Source organism: Paenibacillus sp. FW104-T2 (assembly GCF_058789975.1).
On record NZ_JBYTCE010000002.1, the window covers coordinates 188,199 to 205,879 of the forward strand.

Annotated in this window: 11 protein-coding genes; 10 read left to right on the plus strand and 1 reads right to left on the minus strand. The window is 50.0% G+C overall.

The genetic code is table 11. From position 1 onward, the window contains the following. Nucleotides 1-39: 39 nt before the first annotated feature. A complete protein-coding gene (locus tag AC3WQ3_RS03615; RefSeq protein WP_492471471.1) occupies nucleotides 40-2,715 on the minus strand; it encodes a YhgE/Pip domain-containing protein in 2,676 nt (891 codons plus the stop codon). 660 nt (nucleotides 2,716-3,375) lie between these two features. On the opposite strand from AC3WQ3_RS03615, the gene pyrR reads away from it, so the two are divergent. The 10 genes from pyrR (at nucleotide 3,376) to AC3WQ3_RS03665 (ending at nucleotide 17,681) form a co-directional block, all read left to right on the plus strand. Next, nucleotides 3,376-3,939 carry a bifunctional pyr operon transcriptional regulator/uracil phosphoribosyltransferase PyrR gene (pyrR, locus tag AC3WQ3_RS03620; RefSeq protein WP_492471472.1) on the plus strand — a complete coding sequence of 188 codons (564 nt, stop codon included), beginning with the start codon at nucleotides 3,376-3,378 and terminating at the stop codon, nucleotides 3,937-3,939. Further along, on the plus strand, nucleotides 3,939-4,850 hold the full coding sequence (locus AC3WQ3_RS03625) for an aspartate carbamoyltransferase catalytic subunit (protein WP_419719996.1): 912 nt from the start codon (nucleotides 3,939-3,941) through the stop codon (nucleotides 4,848-4,850). Before pyrR ends, AC3WQ3_RS03625 begins: the two co-directional genes overlap by 1 nt. Nucleotides 4,851-4,974: 124 nt before the next feature. Next, nucleotides 4,975-6,279 carry a dihydroorotase gene (gene pyrC, locus AC3WQ3_RS03630; RefSeq protein ID WP_492471473.1) on the plus strand — a complete coding sequence of 435 codons (1,305 nt, stop codon included), beginning with the start codon at nucleotides 4,975-4,977 and terminating at the stop codon, nucleotides 6,277-6,279. 343 nt (nucleotides 6,280-6,622) lie between these two features. Then, nucleotides 6,623-7,765 carry a glutamine-hydrolyzing carbamoyl-phosphate synthase small subunit gene (gene carA, locus AC3WQ3_RS03635; protein ID WP_095359436.1) on the plus strand — a complete coding sequence of 381 codons (1,143 nt, stop codon included), beginning with the start codon at nucleotides 6,623-6,625 and terminating at the stop codon, nucleotides 7,763-7,765. Between the two features lies 1 nt (nucleotide 7,766). Next, nucleotides 7,767-10,985: a carbamoyl-phosphate synthase large subunit gene (gene carB / locus AC3WQ3_RS03640; RefSeq protein WP_492471474.1), complete on the plus strand. Its 3,219-nt coding sequence runs from the start codon at nucleotides 7,767-7,769 to the stop codon at nucleotides 10,983-10,985. A 101-nt stretch (nucleotides 10,986-11,086) separates the two neighbouring features. Then, nucleotides 11,087-11,827 carry an orotidine-5'-phosphate decarboxylase gene (gene pyrF / locus AC3WQ3_RS03645; protein WP_336780583.1) on the plus strand — a complete coding sequence of 247 codons (741 nt, stop codon included), beginning with the start codon at nucleotides 11,087-11,089 and terminating at the stop codon, nucleotides 11,825-11,827. Next, a complete protein-coding gene (gene pyrE / locus AC3WQ3_RS03650) occupies nucleotides 11,824-12,465 on the plus strand; it encodes an orotate phosphoribosyltransferase (RefSeq protein WP_492471475.1) in 642 nt (213 codons plus the stop codon). Before pyrF ends, pyrE begins: the two co-directional genes overlap by 4 nt. Before the next feature lie 452 nt (nucleotides 12,466-12,917). After that, on the plus strand, nucleotides 12,918-13,679 hold the full coding sequence (locus tag AC3WQ3_RS03655; RefSeq protein WP_127537984.1) for an ABC transporter ATP-binding protein: 762 nt from the start codon (nucleotides 12,918-12,920) through the stop codon (nucleotides 13,677-13,679). Continuing rightward, a complete protein-coding gene (locus AC3WQ3_RS03660; protein WP_492471476.1) occupies nucleotides 13,642-14,757 on the plus strand; it encodes an efflux RND transporter periplasmic adaptor subunit in 1,116 nt (371 codons plus the stop codon). The genes AC3WQ3_RS03655 and AC3WQ3_RS03660 overlap by 38 nt, the downstream gene beginning before the upstream one ends. Continuing rightward, nucleotides 14,757-17,681, plus strand: a complete 2,925-nt coding sequence (locus tag AC3WQ3_RS03665; protein ID WP_492471477.1) for an ABC transporter permease — start codon at nucleotides 14,757-14,759, stop codon at nucleotides 17,679-17,681. Before AC3WQ3_RS03660 ends, AC3WQ3_RS03665 begins: the two co-directional genes overlap by 1 nt.

Genomic DNA, 17,681 nt, shown 5'->3' on the forward strand with positions numbered 1-17,681 from the left:
CCCTCTGCAGCAACATGCAGAGGGTTGTTCCTAATGAAATCAGGCTATGATTTTGGTCTTCTTTGCATTCTCGGCTGAACGCTTGGTGAGACTGCTAAGCGGACGTTTCAGCACCAGTGCAAGGATAAGACTAAGTGCTATAAATATACACAGCCATAGAATATCCTTGAGAGCAGCCTGCCACAATATGCCACCGACTGATTCACGAAGAAGGCTGATCGCATACGTGAAGGGCATAAACGGGTTCAATGCCTGGAAGAAGGGAGAAGTCATGCTGATCGGGAAGGTTCCTCCCGAGCTTGAGAATTGAAATACCATGAATATAATCGCAATTCCTTTTCCAATGTTTCCGAAAACGGACAACAGGGTGTAAGTAATGGTGACAAACACGGCGCTTACCAACATGGCAAACAGGACAAACCATATTTTATCTGCTACATATGTTCCGAGAATCAGGATATCTCCGACCGTTACGCACACAGCCTGAAGCAAACCTATAGTCAGGAACGTACCCAAGCGTCCAAGGTACAATTGGTACCCTCGGAACTTGCCTTCCGGATTTTCTGCCTCAGCCCGAAGCAGGGAAATCAGGAGCGTGGAGCCGACCCACAGGGACAGTACGCCGTAAAATGGCGACATGGCCGATCCGTAGTTGGGAATCGGATACAATTGATTTTCCTTGATCTGAACGGGACTCGCAAGAAAGGCACTCTCTTCCTCAATATCCCCGCGCAGCAGTTTGGCGAGTTCGGCAAATTGATTATTGCCTTCGACCTCTCTGAGTTTATCTGCCGCCTTGCTGATGGCACTTTCCAGGTCCGGCAGGTCCTCTCGCACAAGTGTGGCGACGCGGTGCACGCCTTTTTCAACCTCTGGCAATTGATGTTGTACAAAGTCGGATGCTCTGCCAATCTGCTTCTCCGCCTGAGGCAGATCGTTACGGACAAAATCGGCTGCTTCGTTCAGCTTGGCCCCAACTTTGGGCAGGTCATTCTGAATTAAAGGCGCTACTGTATTCAGTGCCTGGATGAAAGCTTCACTTTTACTTTGCAATGTCTGTGCGATTTCATGAATCTTGTTCTGTATTTGGGGCAGATCACTTTGGATTTTTCTTAGTTCCGTTTGTCCAAAAGTAATACCTTCCTTGGTAGCTGACAGGATGTCCGCTACATCCGGTAATTTGTCTTGGGCATCTTGTAAAGTATCTGCTGATGCCGAGAGAATAGATCTTAGTTTATCTGCTCCGGTAATAAGAGCAGGTGCAATTTCAGCGTCATAGGCTCCAAGAATTCGGTCCACACCGCTGTTGATTTCCTCTGATAACTTGCTCAGTTGATCAATGATATCAGCTGGTGGAGTGGTATTGCGACGTAATGCATCGCTGATGATACCGGCAAGCTTTATTTGCAGCTGTAATTTGTCCGATAAGGTATTCAATCTGGTGATTTTATCGGCTAATGGATGGTTTGGAAGGAGATTGTCCATCTTGCCCAATAGGTCGGCCATACTGTCAACCAATTTTACGGCAACGGCAAGCCGAACAGCTATGCTGTCCAGTTCGTCCGCTGTAGGGAGCGCGCTAAGGTCTGTACTCTGAAATCGTTCAAATAAATCTCCTCCAGCACTCGCGATCTGCTGCACCAGCAATAGATTTTGCCGGATCACTGGTCCGATGGTCTGAAATGCTTCTTCACTGGCATCCACGAAACGATTCATGCCTTCAGCGAGTTCTACTCCGTTTTCTGTAATGCCTGAGACCGTGACAAGTTTATCTTGAGCAGCGGTTACGATAGTTAGAGCCTTGTCCGTTTTGGTTAAAGCCGTATCAATGACACCGGATACTTCACCAAAATGTTCATCCACTTCTTGAATACGTTCGACTGCGTTACGAATATCCGGAATTCGCTCCTGTATGGCTAGTACCTCGGCAGAGGCCTTCATAATCTGTGGCCAGTATTCCTGCACCTTAAGTATATACTGTGCCGCTTCGTTAATTTCGGGCAAACGCTTCTCGACTTCTACAATTTTTTGGGCTTCTTTGACGATTTCCGGCATCGCCTTTTCCACTTCCAGCACTTTTTGTCCCGCAGATTGTATCGCAGGAAGATTCTTTTCCAGTGTAAAGATTCCATTTTCCATCTTGCGCAGGGTAGGTAGCTGTGCATCGATCTCCACACCAGCTTCTTTTAATTTGGTTAATACCGCCTCGCTAACCGCTTCGGTAAAACTTTCGTTGATTTGCGTTGTAATAGAAGAGACGCCTGATCCCGTGATTTTGGGAGCAATGGCATTGACTTTCTCATTCACGGTATAGACGACTTCGGGACGTTCCAGTTTTCCATCGACAATACCGGTGATTTTGGATGAGAAGTCACCTGGGATAAGCAGACTTGCATAATATTCACCCGTCTGCACACCACGGCTGGCCTCCGCCTGATCCACAAATGTCCAACCCAGCTTATGATTCTGCTTCAGGCTGGTCACCAATTCGTCTCCTATGTTAACCGTTGTTCCAGCGACGGTTGCTCCCTGATCTTCCGTGGTTACCGCGATTTTGATTCCTTGAGTGTTGCTGTACGGGTCCCACACCGATTTGACGTTGACCCAGTCATACACCCCTGGCAGTAAAATAATGGCTGCAATTAAGAATATGCCGGTTGGTACTTTTAAAATATGAAGCCAGTCCGTTTTGTAAATTTGCCATATGTTACGCATGATGTCCTCCTAATTCAAATCAAATTCCAGGTTTTATATCATTCCCATCTCAGGAAGATACAAATCTTTATGTATATCGGTTCCTATGTACGGAATGTGAACGGGCTCAATTTAAAGTTGTTTACCCCGTTCTTGCTTGAATAATCGATCTTTCCCGTAATATATGCAGCTATAAAACAGAAGGGTTATATTGGATCGATTCAAGTTTGCAAATACCTATGGATAAATATACAGAAATATTGTATAATTATGAGCAATGAATGAAATGTGATGTGCATGGATGTTTTTCAGCCGACCTGTTGATTCTAAAGGGAATACAGCAGGGGAGTTCGCCTGCTAAGGTGAGGTGTTGACAGGGGGTTGTCTTTCTGTCATAATTCATGAAGATAAACGAACATAGTGATCAATAGCGCCCTGTGAGGCACTTCAGTATGTTCGACATGAATAGCACCTTTAAATCAGTCCCGTGAGACTGGCAAGGTAACGTGAACGATACATCGTTTTTTGCTGCGGCAATATAACGGTGCATCCCGAGAGTAAACTTTCTTCAGAGCGGTCTGAAGTTCGGAGACTCCTTGCCAATAAACACGGCAAGGAGTCTTTTTTGTTCTCCTGTCACGGGGCCATGATCTGGAGGGAAATCCTGAGGAGGCTGAACGCATGAGCACAGAAACACATGTCATTATGGATGAAACGGCGATCCGCCGCGCATTAACACGGATTGCCCATGAGATTTTGGAAAAAAACAAAGGGATCGAGGGTTGTGTGCTGGTCGGTATCCGTACGCGAGGCGTTTATCTCGCAGAACGGATCGCCGCGAAGATTGAAGAAATCGAAGGCGCCAAGGTCCCCTGGGGAGAACTGGATGTAACTCCTTATCGCGATGACCGCTTGGACGAGAACAAAGCGAATCGCAAGGAACTGTTGACAATGACACCTGAATCACTTTCGATTCATGACAAAAAAGTGATTTTGTTCGATGATGTGCTCTATACCGGTCGCACCATTCGTGCAGCGATGGATGCCCTGATGGACTGTGGAAGACCGCAGAACATTCAGCTGGCCGTACTCGCGGATCGCGGACACCGGGAACTTCCGATCCGACCTGATTTTATCGGCAAAAACGTGCCGACTTCCAAATCAGAGGAGATTGAAGTGGCACTGATGGAAACGGACGGACAGGACGAAGTCAAAATCATTCAGAACCGGGGGGAGCAAGCATGATGATTACACAGACAGCATTGAAGGACCGGAGCTTGCTTGGACTGAAAGAACTTAGTCGCAGTGAGATTGAAGCGATTCTGAACAGAGCAGCCCACTGGGAAGCTCAGAAGGATAAATTGGTACCTGTACTTGAATCACGCTTTGTTGCCAACATGTTCTTCGAGAACAGTACGCGTACTCGCTTCTCATTCGAAATGGCCGAGAAACGACTGGGTGCACAAGTGCTGAACTTCACGGCAGCAGCTTCAAGTGTAGAGAAGGGCGAGTCCATCTATGATACGGTTCGAACACTTGAATCCATGGGCATTGATGCAGGAGTCATTCGGCTGAAACCAGCAGGTGTTCTGCAGCAGCTGGCACAGAAGGTGAATGTTCCACTGGTCAATGCGGGAGACGGAAATAACGAACATCCAACCCAGGCATTGCTGGACCTGTACACCATGCGAAAAGCCTTCGGTGAGCTGAAAGGTCTGCGTGTATCGATCATTGGAGACATCATGCACAGCCGGGTTGCACGCTCGAACCTGTGGGCGCTGCAAAAGTTCGGAGCAGATGTACGCTTCTGTGCTCCGCAAACGATGCAAGCACCGGAACTGGCAGAGCACGCTCCTTATATAGGTCTGGATGAAGCACTGAATGCAGATGTAGTCATGATGCTGCGGGTTCAGCTGGAACGCCACAAGCATGGTCTCATTACCTCGGCAGAGGATTATCGCGAACACTACGGATTGACGGAAGAACGGGCGGCACGCCTGAATCCAAACACCATTATCATGCACCCTGCTCCTGTTAACCGGAACGTTGAAATTGACGACGCGGTTGTAGAGAGTACAGCATCGCGGATTTTCCCGCAGATGGCGAACGGAGTTCCGATTCGCATGGCGGTCATGGAACGCGCATTAAAGCTGTAACAGGGTCTGGCTATGGGTCATAGGCTGACAGGGCGGATCTTCTATAGAACGGTAAAGTAAACGATTAATCCAAATCATTCGGATCCTCAGGGAATCCGGGTGAGAACCGAAGCGGAGGGCAATTATGCTACAGATTATTAAAAATGCGAATGTTTTGAATGCTCAAGGGGAACTCGAACGGAAAACGATCATTATAAATGAAGGCAAGATCGAAAAGATCGTCGGTGTGGAGGACGAAGCCGTCCTGCAAGCAGAACAATCTGCGCACAGCATTACAGATGCTTCAGGCAAATTGCTAATTCCGGGCTTGATCGACATGCACGTGCATTTGCGTGAACCTGGTTTCGAACACAAAGAGACCATCGAGACAGGTGCCAGGTCAGCGGCCCAAGGTGGTTTTACAACAATCGCCTGCATGCCTAACACAAGACCCGTAACAGATAGTCCGGATGTAGTAAAGCTGGTTCTGAATAAAGCCAAGGAAGCTGATTTGGTAAAGGTTCTGCCGTATGCGGCCATTACCAAAAACGAGCTTGGTCGCGAACTGACCGATTTTGCCGCTTTGAAAGAAGCAGGGGCCATCGGATTCACGGATGACGGCGTAGGCGTGCAGAACGCGCAGATGATGAAAGATGCCATGAGCCTCGCGGCAAGTATGGATATGCCAGTCATCGCTCACTGTGAAGACGACTCTCTGGTTGTAGGTGGATACGTGACCGAAGGAGAATTCTCCAAGCGCCATGGTATCAAAGGCATTCCGAATGAATCCGAAGCGATTCACGTTGGTCGTGATATCCTTCTTGCCGAAGCAACAGGGGTGCACTACCATGTCTGCCACGTAAGTACAGAACAATCCGTTCGCCTGATTCGTCTGGCCAAATCGATCGGCATCAAGGTTACGGCTGAGGTGTGTCCGCATCATCTGGTACTGTCCGATGAGGACATCCCGGGCATGGATGCCAACTGGAAAATGAACCCGCCACTTCGCTCACCGCGTGATGTGCAGGCTTGCATTGAAGGCTTGCTGGACGGAACGCTGGACATGATCGTAACGGATCATGCGCCGCATAGTGAAGAGGAGAAAGCCAAAGGCATGGAACTGGCACCATTCGGAATCGTCGGATTCGAAACCGCCTTCCCGCTGCTGTACACCAAGTTTGTAGAAACAGGACTTTGGAGTCTGGACTTCCTGGTTAAACGCATGACAGCCGATCCGGCACGGGTATTCCGACTGGATACAGGCAGGATGGAAGAAGGAGCACCTGCGGACTTGACCATGATTGACCTGAACGAGGAAAAAGCAGTCGATCCTGCAACGTTCGCAACCAAAGGAAGAAATACCCCGTTCACAGGCTGGAAGCTGAAAGGCTGGCCGGTACAGACTTGGGTGGATGGCAAAAGCGTATGGAATAACACGGTACAACAGTAAATCGGCTTACCTATGAGTTATTAACTCTTTAATGCAATTACATCTTTTCAACTAACTCGAGGCAGACCATGCCGAGAGCCTAACATACGAAACAAGCAAATTTGAATGGTATGGTTTTGAACTTGGGAGCCACAGTAGCACACGAAGTGGACAGAAAAGACCCGAAGAAGCGAAGCGTTCGCCTTTATCCCCGGGTTACATCCATTTATAAAATGGATAAAGAGTAATCTGGGGATAACAGCGATCGAAGGGCTTTCTGTCCACGAAGTCACCGCTACCGTGACACGCACCCCATGTTCAACGAAATGCATTCAAGTTTATAAACACAGAGGAGTGAAATGGGATGCAGGCACAGGCAAGATTATTGTTGGAAGACGGCACACTGTTCACCGGGAAAGCGTTCGGTGCTGAAGGTGAAACAACGGGTGAGGTCGTTTTTAATACGGGAATTACAGGCTACCAAGAGGTGCTTTCGGATCCTTCTTATTGCGGTCAAATCGTAACCATGACGTATCCGCTGATCGGTAACTACGGCATTACGCGTGACGACTTCGAGTCCATACGTCCATTCGTGCATGGTTTCGTAGTTCGCCGTCATGAGACGGTACCGAGCAACTGGCGCGCTGAATACAGCCTGGATGATCTGCTGAAAGAGTACGGCATCGTCGGCATCAGCGAAATTGATACACGCATGTTGACTCGCCGGATTCGTCATCACGGCACAATGAAGGGAATTCTCACAACAGGATCGAAGCCTGTGGAAGAGCTGCTGGAGATGATGGGAGACACAAGCATCGCCGAGCTGCGCAACCAGGTACCTCTGACGTCTACGCAGCATGTGTACAACAGCCCGGGAACGGCTGAGCGTATCGTTCTTGTAGACTATGGTGCAAAAACAGGAATTCTGCGTGAACTGAGCAAGCGCAACTGTGACGTTGTTGTCGTGCCGCATGATGTAACTGCAGAAGAGATTCGCCGTCTTAATCCGGATGGTATTCAGCTGTCCAACGGTCCTGGGGATCCAAAAGATGTACCACATGCCGTTAAAATGATCAGTGAACTGCTTGGCGAGTATCCAATCTTTGGTATCTGTCTCGGTCATCAACTCTTTGCACTGGCAGCAGGCGCGGATACAGAGAAGCTTAAGTTTGGACACCGCGGTGGTAACCACCCAGTCAAAGAACTGGAAAGCGGGCGCTGCTTCATCACATCCCAGAATCACGGTTACACGGTTAACGAAGAGTCAGTGAAAAACACTGAATTGGAAGTTACACACATCAATAACAATGACAAGACCATTGAAGGTTTGAAACATAAAACATTCCCTGCGTTTTCGGTACAATATCACCCGGAAGCAGCGCCAGGTCCTTATGATAACAGCTATCTGTTCGACCGTTTCATCGAAATGATTCGTGAGCACAAAATCACTAACCCGCAAAAGCCGCGTCAAGCCGTATTGGCAGCCGCAGTGAAAGGAGCACAATAACATGCCGATTAACAAAGACCTCAAAAAAATCCTGGTGATTGGTTCCGGTCCAATCGTCATCGGTCAAGCGGCCGAGTTCGACTATGCCGGTACACAGGCTTGCCAGGCACTGAAAGAAGAAGGCGTGGAAGTTGTACTCATTAACAGCAACCCGGCAACCATCATGACCGATACTAACATGGCTGACAAAGTGTATATCGAGCCGATTACACTCGATTTCGTCACTCAGATCATTCGTCAGGAACGCCCAGACGGATTGCTGCCTACGCTTGGCGGTCAAACCGGTTTGAACATGGCCGTGGAACTGGCTCGTGCCGGTGTCCTGGAACGTGAAAATGTGAAATTGCTCGGAACACAGCTGACATCCATCGAGAAAGCAGAAGATCGTGACTTGTTCCGTGATCTGATGCGTGAACTGGAACAGCCTGTGCCTGAGAGTGTAATCGTAACGACACTTGAAGAATCTCTTGAATTTGCAGCTGAAATTGGTTATCCAATTATCGTACGTCCAGCTTATACGCTTGGCGGAACAGGTGGCGGGATCTGTGCGAATGAAGAAGAGCTTCGCGAGACCGTCGCAGCAGGACTTCGGTACAGCCCGATTGGACAATGTCTGGTCGAGAAGAGTATTGCAGGCATGAAAGAAGTCGAGTACGAAGTCATGCGTGACAAGAACGATAACTGTATCGTCGTCTGCAACATGGAAAACTTCGATCCGGTCGGCGTTCACACAGGTGACAGTATCGTTGTGGCACCAAGCCAGACGCTGTCTGACCGTGAATATCAGATGCTGCGTTCAGCATCCCTGAAAATCATTCGCGCCCTTAACATTGAAGGTGGATGTAACGTACAATTCGCCCTGGATCCGCACAGCTTCCAGTACTATGTTATCGAAGTGAATCCACGGGTAAGCCGTTCCTCGGCTTTGGCTTCCAAAGCAACCGGTTATCCGATTGCAAAAATGGCTGCCAAAATCGCCATGGGTTACACGCTCGATGAGATCGTAAACCCGGTAACAGGCCAAACCTATGCTTGCTTTGAGCCAACACTGGATTATATCGTGAGCAAAATCCCTCGCTGGCCGTTCGACAAGTTTACTTCCGCGAACCGCAAGCTGGGTACACAAATGAAAGCAACAGGCGAAGTTATGGCTATCGGCCGTACCTTTGAAGAGTCGATTCACAAAGCAGTTCGCTCACTCGAGATCGGTGTGCACCGTCTGTACTTGAAAGAGGCAGAAACATTGGACGAAGCTACGCTCAACGAACGTCTGGTCAAAGCCGATGATGAGCGCATGTTCCTGGTGGCTGAAGCATTCCGCAGAGGGTATACATTACAACAACTGCAGGATCTGACGAAGATTGACTGGTGGTTCCTGGACAAAATTGAAGGTCTGGTCGGCTTCGAAGATCGTATCCGTGAGGAATCCGAGCTGTCATCCGAAACGCTGTATCAAGCGAAGCGTCTTGGATTCACGGACCGTGCAATTGCTGAACTGCGTGCTCAAGGCCAACCTGGAAGCACACTAACAACGGAAGCAGAGGTTAGAGCTCGTCGTGAGCAGGAAAACCTTCGTCCGGTATACAAAATGGTTGATACATGTGCAGCGGAGTTCGAAGCAACAACGCCATACTACTACTCGACGTACGAAACGGAGAATGAAGTTATCCCTTCGGACAAGAAAAAAGTCGTAGTGCTGGGTTCGGGACCAATCCGGATCGGTCAAGGGATCGAGTTCGACTACTCAACAGTACACGCAGTATGGGCCTTGCAAAAGGCAGGCTACGAAGCGGTTATTATTAACAATAACCCTGAAACAGTATCCACGGACTTCAATACATCCGATCGTCTGTACTTCGAGCCTCTGTTCTTCGAAGATGTCATGAACGTGATTGAACAGGAACAGCCGGTAGGCGTTATCGTACAGTTCGGTGGTCAAACGGCTATCAACCTGGCTGCACCACTGCGTAATGCAGGTGTGACCATCCTCGGAACGGACCTGGAGAGCATCGATGAAGCAGAGGATCGCAAGAAATTCGAACGTCTTCTGTCCCGTTTGGAAATTGCACAGCCTAAAGGTAAAACAGTCATTTCCGTAGATGATGCAGTAGAGACGGCACAAAGCCTGGGTTACCCTGTGTTGGTTCGTCCTTCCTATGTACTCGGTGGTCGTGCGATGGAGATCGTATACTCTGATGCCGAATTGCTGACATATATGGAACAGGCGGTTAAAATCAATCCCGAGCACCCGGTACTGATTGACCGTTACATGCTGGGTAAAGAGGTTGAGGTGGACGCCATCTGTGATGGTGAGACGGTACTGGTTCCAGGCATCATGGAACATATCGAACGTGCAGGGGTGCACTCCGGTGACTCCATCGCAGTTTATCCGCCACAGCACCTGTCCAACGATTTGAAAGAAAAAATCGTTGACATCACGATTAAGATTGCAAAAGAACTGAAAACGATTGGTCTGGTCAACATCCAATTTGTCATCCATGATGGCCAAGTGTATGTTATTGAGGTGAACCCGCGTTCATCCCGAACAGTACCTTTCCTGAGCAAAGTAACGAACATTCCGATGGCGAACCTGGCAACACAGGCGATCCTTGGTGTGAAGCTGAAAGATCTGGGTTACGTGGACGGTCTGTGGCCTGAGTCGGATCATGTATCGGTGAAAGTTCCGGTCTTCTCCTTCGCGAAGCTGCGTCGTGTGGAACCAACCCTTGGACCTGAGATGAAATCCACAGGTGAGGTTATGGGTCGTGACCCGAATTACGCCAAAGCGTTGTTCAAAGGTCTCATCGGAGCTGGAATGAAAATTCCGGCAACCGGAGCGATTGTAGTTACTGTGGCAGACAAAGATAAGGACGAAGCTGTACCGCTGCTTGAAGGTTTCTACAGACTGGGTTACAAAATCATGGCTACTGGAGGAACGGCAGCTGCGCTTGAAGCGGCAAACATTCCGGTAACGACGGTGAACAAGTTGAGCGAAGGTTCGCCGAACATTCTGGACATGATTCGCAGCGGTGAAGCGAACTTTGTCTTCAACACACTGACCAAAGGCAAAACACCGCAGCGTGACGGATTCCGAATTCGTCGTGAAGCGGTAGAGAACGGCATTGTATGTATGACTTCCCTGGATACGATTCGTGCCCTGCTGATCATGCTGCAAACGATCAACTTCTCTTCAGAGGCAATGCCAGTCTTTGTAAAATAAATAGGTACTGATGAAGGACATCAGTCAGCCTGCGGGCTGGCGGGATGTCCTTTATATCGGGCAAAAACGGAAAAAACAAGCATGTGGAAGGAGCGGACTGGATGAATCACCCTAATTTCAATGAAATGGCTGGCCGTTTGATGGTCGCACTCGATTATCCTGATGCGGAGCAGGCCCAAGAGCTGGTACAGGCACTCGAAGGTATTCCGTGTTATCTGAAAGTGGGAATGCAGCTGTTCTACGCAGCGGGTCCGGACTTTATCCGGGGGCTGAAAGCGAGAGGGTATTCGGTATTCCTCGATGTGAAGATGCACGATATTCCCAATACCGTTCGCGGTGGTGCCGAGAGTATAACCCGCCTCGGTGTAGACATGTTCAACGTACACGCAGCAGGCGGTACAAGCATGATGCGTGCTGCACGCGAAGGAGCGGAAGCAGCGCTGGCTGCAGATCCTTCTCTGAGAAGGCCGGAAATCATCGCAGTTACCCAGCTGACGAGCACAAGTCAGGAAACAATGAACAGCGAGATTGGCATTGAGGGAAGTGTGGAAGCGGCAGTGGTTCGTTATGCTGGACTGGCTCATGAAGCAGGCCTGGATGGCGTTGTGGCTTCTCCACTTGAGGTGCCGGCAATCCGGGCAGCATGCGGCAGTGATTTTCACACCGTTACCCCGGGAATTCGGCCGGCAGGCAGCGGTCTTGGTGACCAGACTCGTGTCCTCACGCCAGGGGAAGCCATTGCCAGAGGCAGTCATTACATTGTTGTAGGCAGACCGATTACTGGTGCGCCCAATCCACGTGAAGCAGCAGAAACCATTTTGAAGGAGATGTTGAACGCATGATCGCACTGAACGAGATTCCTAACCATATTGCTTCCCAACTGCTGAAGATTAACGCTGTGGCACTGCGCCCGCAGCAGCCTTTTACCTGGACGTCGGGGATCAAGTCCCCGATCTATTGTGACAACCGTCTGACGATGTCCTATCCAGAGATCCGCAATGACATTGCCGAAGCCTTCGCTGCCATTATTCGTGAGCAGTACCCGGATGCAGAAGTCGTTGCAGGTACAGCAACCGCAGGTATTCCACATGCAGCATGGGTAGCTCAGAAGCTGAATCTGCCGATGGCCTACATTCGTGACAAAGCGAAAGGACATGGTAAGGAAAACCTGATTGAAGGCATCATTACTGAAGGCCAAAAGGTGGTTGTAATCGAGGACCTGATTTCAACAGGAGGTAGCTCGATCAAAGCCGCCGAAGCAGTACGTGCAGCAGGGGCAACACCTCTCGCCGTGCTGGCGATTTTCAGCTATCAGCTGGATAAAGGGGTACAAGCATTTGAAGAAACCGGCATTCAGCTGCAAACCCTCTCCAACTATACGGCCCTAATGGACGTGGCTTTGGCTCAAGGAACCATCCAGGAGAGTGATTTCGAGCTGCTCAAATCCTGGCGTGAAGATCCTTCTTCATTTGGTAAATAATATCATCTGTGCATCTTGTGCTGTTCGACGTGTGAACAGTATCAAAATTGTAATGATTGGCGCTATAGAGGCAAATTCATAGAATTGGCAAGAAGCATCCCGCACTCAGGGGTGCTTTTTTCGTTTGTTCATCAAAATATTAACTTTTTCCCGGCTACGTTGTAAAAAGCTTGTAACTTTTAGTTGGGACCGGTCGTTTATAATGCAGTGTAGTATGGAATAGATTTCTAATTTTAGTACCCTTAATGAAATGATTGGGATGTTAAGAAAGGATGAGCGTGATTGCTGGCATGAAGAAATTATTTTCCAGTATGAAATCTGCCAAAAGCCAGTCAGGCGGGAAGCATGCAAAAGGGCACACAGAGCAGCAGAACACCGCCGGGCAGGAAGCCTCGGCATACATAAGTGACCCCGATAGTCCTTCCACCGACTCGCAATCCATAAGTGATGGAATGATCCAGGATGAGGTGGCCGTTGCCGCTGCCGAACCCGAAGCGAAGTCCCAGCCCAAGGCAAAAGCCAGCTTGCTGCCTCCGTACGACGGACCTGTGCTGGAAGTTCGTAATGTACATCGGAGCTTTCAGACGGGCAGCCGGATTATTCATGTACTTAAGGGCATCGACATGGAAGTCAACCCGCAGCAGCTGGTTATGCTGAAAGGGCGATCAGGCTCAGGCAAAACGACACTGCTCAATATGCTGGGCGGACTTGATCAGCCTTCCAGTGGGGACATACTGTTTTCCGGACAGCCTTTGCAGGATTGGGGTGACCGGAAGCGGACCTCTCTGCGGCGTAAGGAAATCGGTTTTATTTTTCAGGCCTATGCACTGATGCCCTTGCTGTCGGCATGGGAAAATGTAGAGCTGTCATTGCGAATGGCAGATGTGCCTCGCTCGGAATGGAAGGATCGGGTTGGCCATTGTCTGGATCTGGTCGGACTGTCCAAACGGGTGAAGCACCGGCCTTTCGAGATGTCCGGGGGGGAGCAGCAGCGGGTCGCGATCGCCAAGGCCATTGCCCATAGACCCAGACTGCTGCTTGCGGATGAGCCGACAGCTGAGCTGGATTCCAAGATGGGAGCACAGGTTATGTCCGTATTTCGCAATATTATTGAAGTAGAACAAGTAACCATATGTATGACTACACACGATCCTACGATTTTGGAGGTTGCGGACCATGTTTATGAAATGGCGGACGGCAGATTTATTCAGTAAAGAGGCCGCTCCGAAAAGGGGGAAACGTGCAGCGCTAATTGTAATTGGTGCAATTATGGCTGCAACGATGTCGGGCTGCTCATTGCTGCCGGCAGAAACAGAGGAAGAAGTGCTTCCGCCGATCACGCCGCCTACGATTTCCAAAAAGCCGGAATATGAGGTCCGGACAGAAACGCTGGAAAAAAAGGTTAGCGGCAGCGGTAAAATGATGAGTCAGCGGGAAGAGAAGGTGTATTTCACGCTGGACGGTATGCACATCAAGGAACTGAACGTGAAACCGGGGGACAAAGTGAAGAAAGGCCAGCTCCTCGCAGAGCTCGACGTGGAGAGTGTAGAAAAGGAAATTCGGGCCAAAAAGCTGCAGATTCGCAAATCGGAAGTACAAATGAAAGAAACGCTTCGTAAACGAGATGAGATGGATCCGGTGGAGTTCGAAGAAGCCACCATTGCATTTGAAGAATTGCGCCAGGAACTGGCTGATCTGGAGGAGCAGTTAGGTAAAGCGACGCTGACCGCTCCGTTCGGAGGAACGATTATTGCAGTTCAGGTGGAGAAGGGTGCAGCAGTCAAAGCCTATGATCCGATTGCAACGATCGCGGATACGTCAAATCTGGTTGTCGCAGCTACATTTGCCAAGGAAGATCTCGAGAAATTCTCGGCTGGCATGAAGGCGGATGTCGACATCAATGGAGCGGGCAAGGTATCCGGCAGAGTTAAAGTGATGCCTGTTGCTGAGGCTGCTGGAAGTGGAAGTGGAAACGGTGGAGGTACAGGCGAAGGAGGCACCCCGCCAGTCAAAGAAACCCTCGACCAGTATGTTATCGTCTCCCTGACGAAAATGCCCAAGGGTGTGGAACGCGGAACCCCTCTGACAGTATCCATTGTGACCCAGCGTACGGAGGATGCCATAGTCATTCCTGTATCGGCGCTGCGCTCCATCGGTTCAAGAACATACGTGCAGGTCGTTGAAAGTGATGGCAGCAAGCGCGAAGTGGACGTTGAAGTGGGGCAGCAGACATCCACGGATGTTGAAATTCTAAAGGGTCTGACGGTTGGACAGAAAGTGGTGGGCCGCTAATGGGGCTGCCATTGCTCAGACTGTTGTTCCGGAAAATGTGGAACACCCGCTGGATGACATTCAGTACACTGATCGGACTGATTGTGGCGGTAGCATTCACTGTCAGTATACCGATGTATGCCGACGGTGCACTGAAACGGGTGGTGGCACAGACCCTGCAGGATAACAGTGAGGGGCTGCCTGCAGGTTCGTTGCTTATGAGTTATCAGGCGCCAGGCGGGGTTAAGACAGACACGCGTGGATTAGAAGAAGTGGATCGCTATATTCGGGAGGATGTACCTCGCGATATTGGTTTTCCATTTCATACGTATGTGAATTCCAGATCCATTCGGAGCACCGAGGTGAATCCGGAGGATCCCACCAAGGTGGATGCCAGCCGGGTACGGAGCATGACGCTCGGAACGATGAGCGGGCTGGATGCACAGGTGAATTATACGGCCGGCGTGAAGCCAGGCAATCAAGTGAAGGACGACATTATTGAAGCGGTTATGCTGGAGGAAGGCATGTACCGGAACGACCTGCACGTCGGTGATATTCTGGAATACCCCGTGTACAGCGGGCTTGATATCACATTGCGTGTCAAAATCACCGGTTCCTTCAAGGCAGATGATCTGAATAGTCCGTATTGGGTTCAGGGATTCGATGGCATGATGAATGGGCTGTATGTGGATGAGTCCGTGTTCAATGATGTGCTGCTGAAGGAAAAAGGAATTCCTCTTCAGAATTCGCGCTGGTATTATGCGTTTGATCTGAAGGAAATCCAAACTAGTCAGCTGCCGGGTCTGACATCCATGCTGGAACGTTTGGATATCGATCTGTACCAGCGGCTCAAGGATACGAAGGTGGATATCACCTTTGGTGATCTGTTGAAGCAATTCCGCAGTCAGAGTCTGCAGCTGCAGACAATGCTGTTTACACTGGCAGCACCGATGATTGCGATGGTTTTTTATTTTATTGCAATGAATGCCAGACAGTCCCTGCAGAAGCAGGAAAGTGATATTGCGGTACTGCGAAGCCGCGGAGCTTCAGCACGGCAAATTTTCTCCCTATACCTGCTGGAGGGTATCTTTCTGGGGGCCATCGCGCTCGTGATTGGTCCAATGCTTGGCTGGTTTATGGCCAAAAGCATTGGATCAGCCAGTGGGTTCCTGTCGTTCGTGGATCGCAAGTCGATTCCAATCGGTGTGTCCAAGGAAGCCATTCTGCTGGGCCTTGTCGCCGTACTCGTAGCCATTATTGCTTCACTTATTCCGGCAATAACCTATGCACGAGCGACGATTGTTTCGGCCAAGCGACGTCAGGCACGTACGGATCGTGCTCCCATATGGCAGCGCTGGTTCCTCGATATCCTGCTGCTGGGTCTTGCAGGATATGGATACTACCTGTTCTATGAACGTCAGATGCTGACGTTCCAGACGGGTATGACGACAGATCAGCTGCAGGTACAGCCGTTTCTATTCTTTGTACCTGCGCTTGCGATCTTTGCCTTGGGGCTGTTCTTCCTGCGGTTGTTCCCGTGGATTCTGAAGCTCATTCAGTGGATTGGGCGCAAATTCCTGCCGGTTCCACTCTACTTGACCCTGACACAGTTATCGCGGTCATCATCGTCTTATTACCCGTTGATGATCCTGCTTGTTTTGACACTCGGGCTTGGCGTGTACAACTCGGCTGCAGCTCGGACCATTGATCTGAACTCCACTGAGCGTACGTTGTACCGATATGGTTCTGACGTCATTATGCAAACGGTATGGGAAGGAACACCTGAAGTTAAGCCTGGCGGTTCCGGTCAGAACGGTGGTTCAGGCGGAGGTCAGCAAGGTGGTGGAAACGGTGGCGGAGGTTCTGGTGGCGGTGGTGCTGCCGGAGGCGGAAATGGCGGTGGAGGTGCTCCAGGTGGGGGCGGTGGGAATTCCCAACCATCCAAAGTCATTTACTCCGAACCTCCATTTGAAGTATTCCGCAGACTGGACGGTGTGGAACATGCAGCGAGAGTGCTGCAGACGAAAGGGAATATCATTGTATCCGGCAAATCCGGCGGCCAGGGCATGCTGGTCGGGATTGATAATGTGGACTTTGCTAAGGTGGCGTGGTTCCGTAACGACCTGTTCCCGGCACATCCATATAAGTATCTTGATTTGTTAGGCAAGTATGAAGGGGCTGTGTTGATCTCATCCAAATTTGCGGATAAGTTCAAGCTCAAAACGGGAGATCTAATCTCTATTGGTGTTCAGGGCCAGGCCATTGAATTCGTAGTTTTCGGCATTATCCCATACTGGCCTGCACAGTATCCGGACCAGACGCCATTCTTCGTGGCCAATCTGGACTATATCTATGATCAGGTACCGCTGATTCCGTATGAGGTCTGGCTGAAAATGGAACCTGATGCCAAGGTGGCTCCATTAATGGAGAAGCTGGCAGCAGAGGGCATCGAGCTATCCTCCGTACGCGATGTGCGTACAGAATTGGTGTCCCAGGGCAAACATCCGTCACGTGGCGGTGTGTTCGGGATCCTGAGTCTGGGCTTCCTGGTCTCGGTCATCATATCCCTGATTGGGTACATCCTGTATTGGTTCTTTAACCTATCGGGTCGTGTTGTCCAGTTCGGTGTATTAAGAGCCATGGGATTATCACGTGCACAGCTGAGCGGAATGCTGCTCCTGGAACAAGTGTTCACGGCAGGTCTTTCCATTCTACTTGGCATCGGAATCGGTCAGGTATCCAGTCGTCTGTTCCTGCCATTCTTACAAACGACAGATAATGTATCTGCACAGGTACCTCCGTTCCGGATTGTATTTGAACAACAAGATATGCTGCAGCTGTACGGCGTGACTGTGGTCATGCTGATTGTGGGAGCAACGATGCTGCTGTGGCAGATTCGCAGATTGCGGGTTCACCAAGCGGTCAAAATGGGAGAGGAGAGGTAA

Bases quoted from the DNA above. Each gene is read 5' to 3' on its own strand.
- AC3WQ3_RS03615 (WP_492471471.1), bottom strand. From the start codon at position 2,715: ATGCGTAACATATGGCAAATTTACAAAACGGACTGGCTTCATATTTTA.
- pyrR (WP_492471472.1), top strand. From the start codon at position 3,376: ATGAGCACAGAAACACATGTCATTATGGATGAAACGGCGATCCGCCGC.
- AC3WQ3_RS03625 (WP_419719996.1), top strand. From the start codon at position 3,939: ATGATTACACAGACAGCATTGAAGGACCGGAGCTTGCTTGGACTGAAA.
- pyrC (WP_492471473.1), top strand. From the start codon at position 4,975: ATGCTACAGATTATTAAAAATGCGAATGTTTTGAATGCTCAAGGGGAA.
- carA (WP_095359436.1), top strand. From the start codon at position 6,623: ATGCAGGCACAGGCAAGATTATTGTTGGAAGACGGCACACTGTTCACC.
- carB (WP_492471474.1), top strand. From the start codon at position 7,767: ATGCCGATTAACAAAGACCTCAAAAAAATCCTGGTGATTGGTTCCGGT.
- pyrF (WP_336780583.1), top strand. From the start codon at position 11,087: ATGAATCACCCTAATTTCAATGAAATGGCTGGCCGTTTGATGGTCGCA.
- pyrE (WP_492471475.1), top strand. From the start codon at position 11,824: ATGATCGCACTGAACGAGATTCCTAACCATATTGCTTCCCAACTGCTG.
- AC3WQ3_RS03655 (WP_127537984.1), top strand. From the start codon at position 12,918: ATGATCCAGGATGAGGTGGCCGTTGCCGCTGCCGAACCCGAAGCGAAG.
- AC3WQ3_RS03660 (WP_492471476.1), top strand. From the start codon at position 13,642: ATGTTTATGAAATGGCGGACGGCAGATTTATTCAGTAAAGAGGCCGCT.
- AC3WQ3_RS03665 (WP_492471477.1), top strand. From the start codon at position 14,757: ATGGGGCTGCCATTGCTCAGACTGTTGTTCCGGAAAATGTGGAACACC.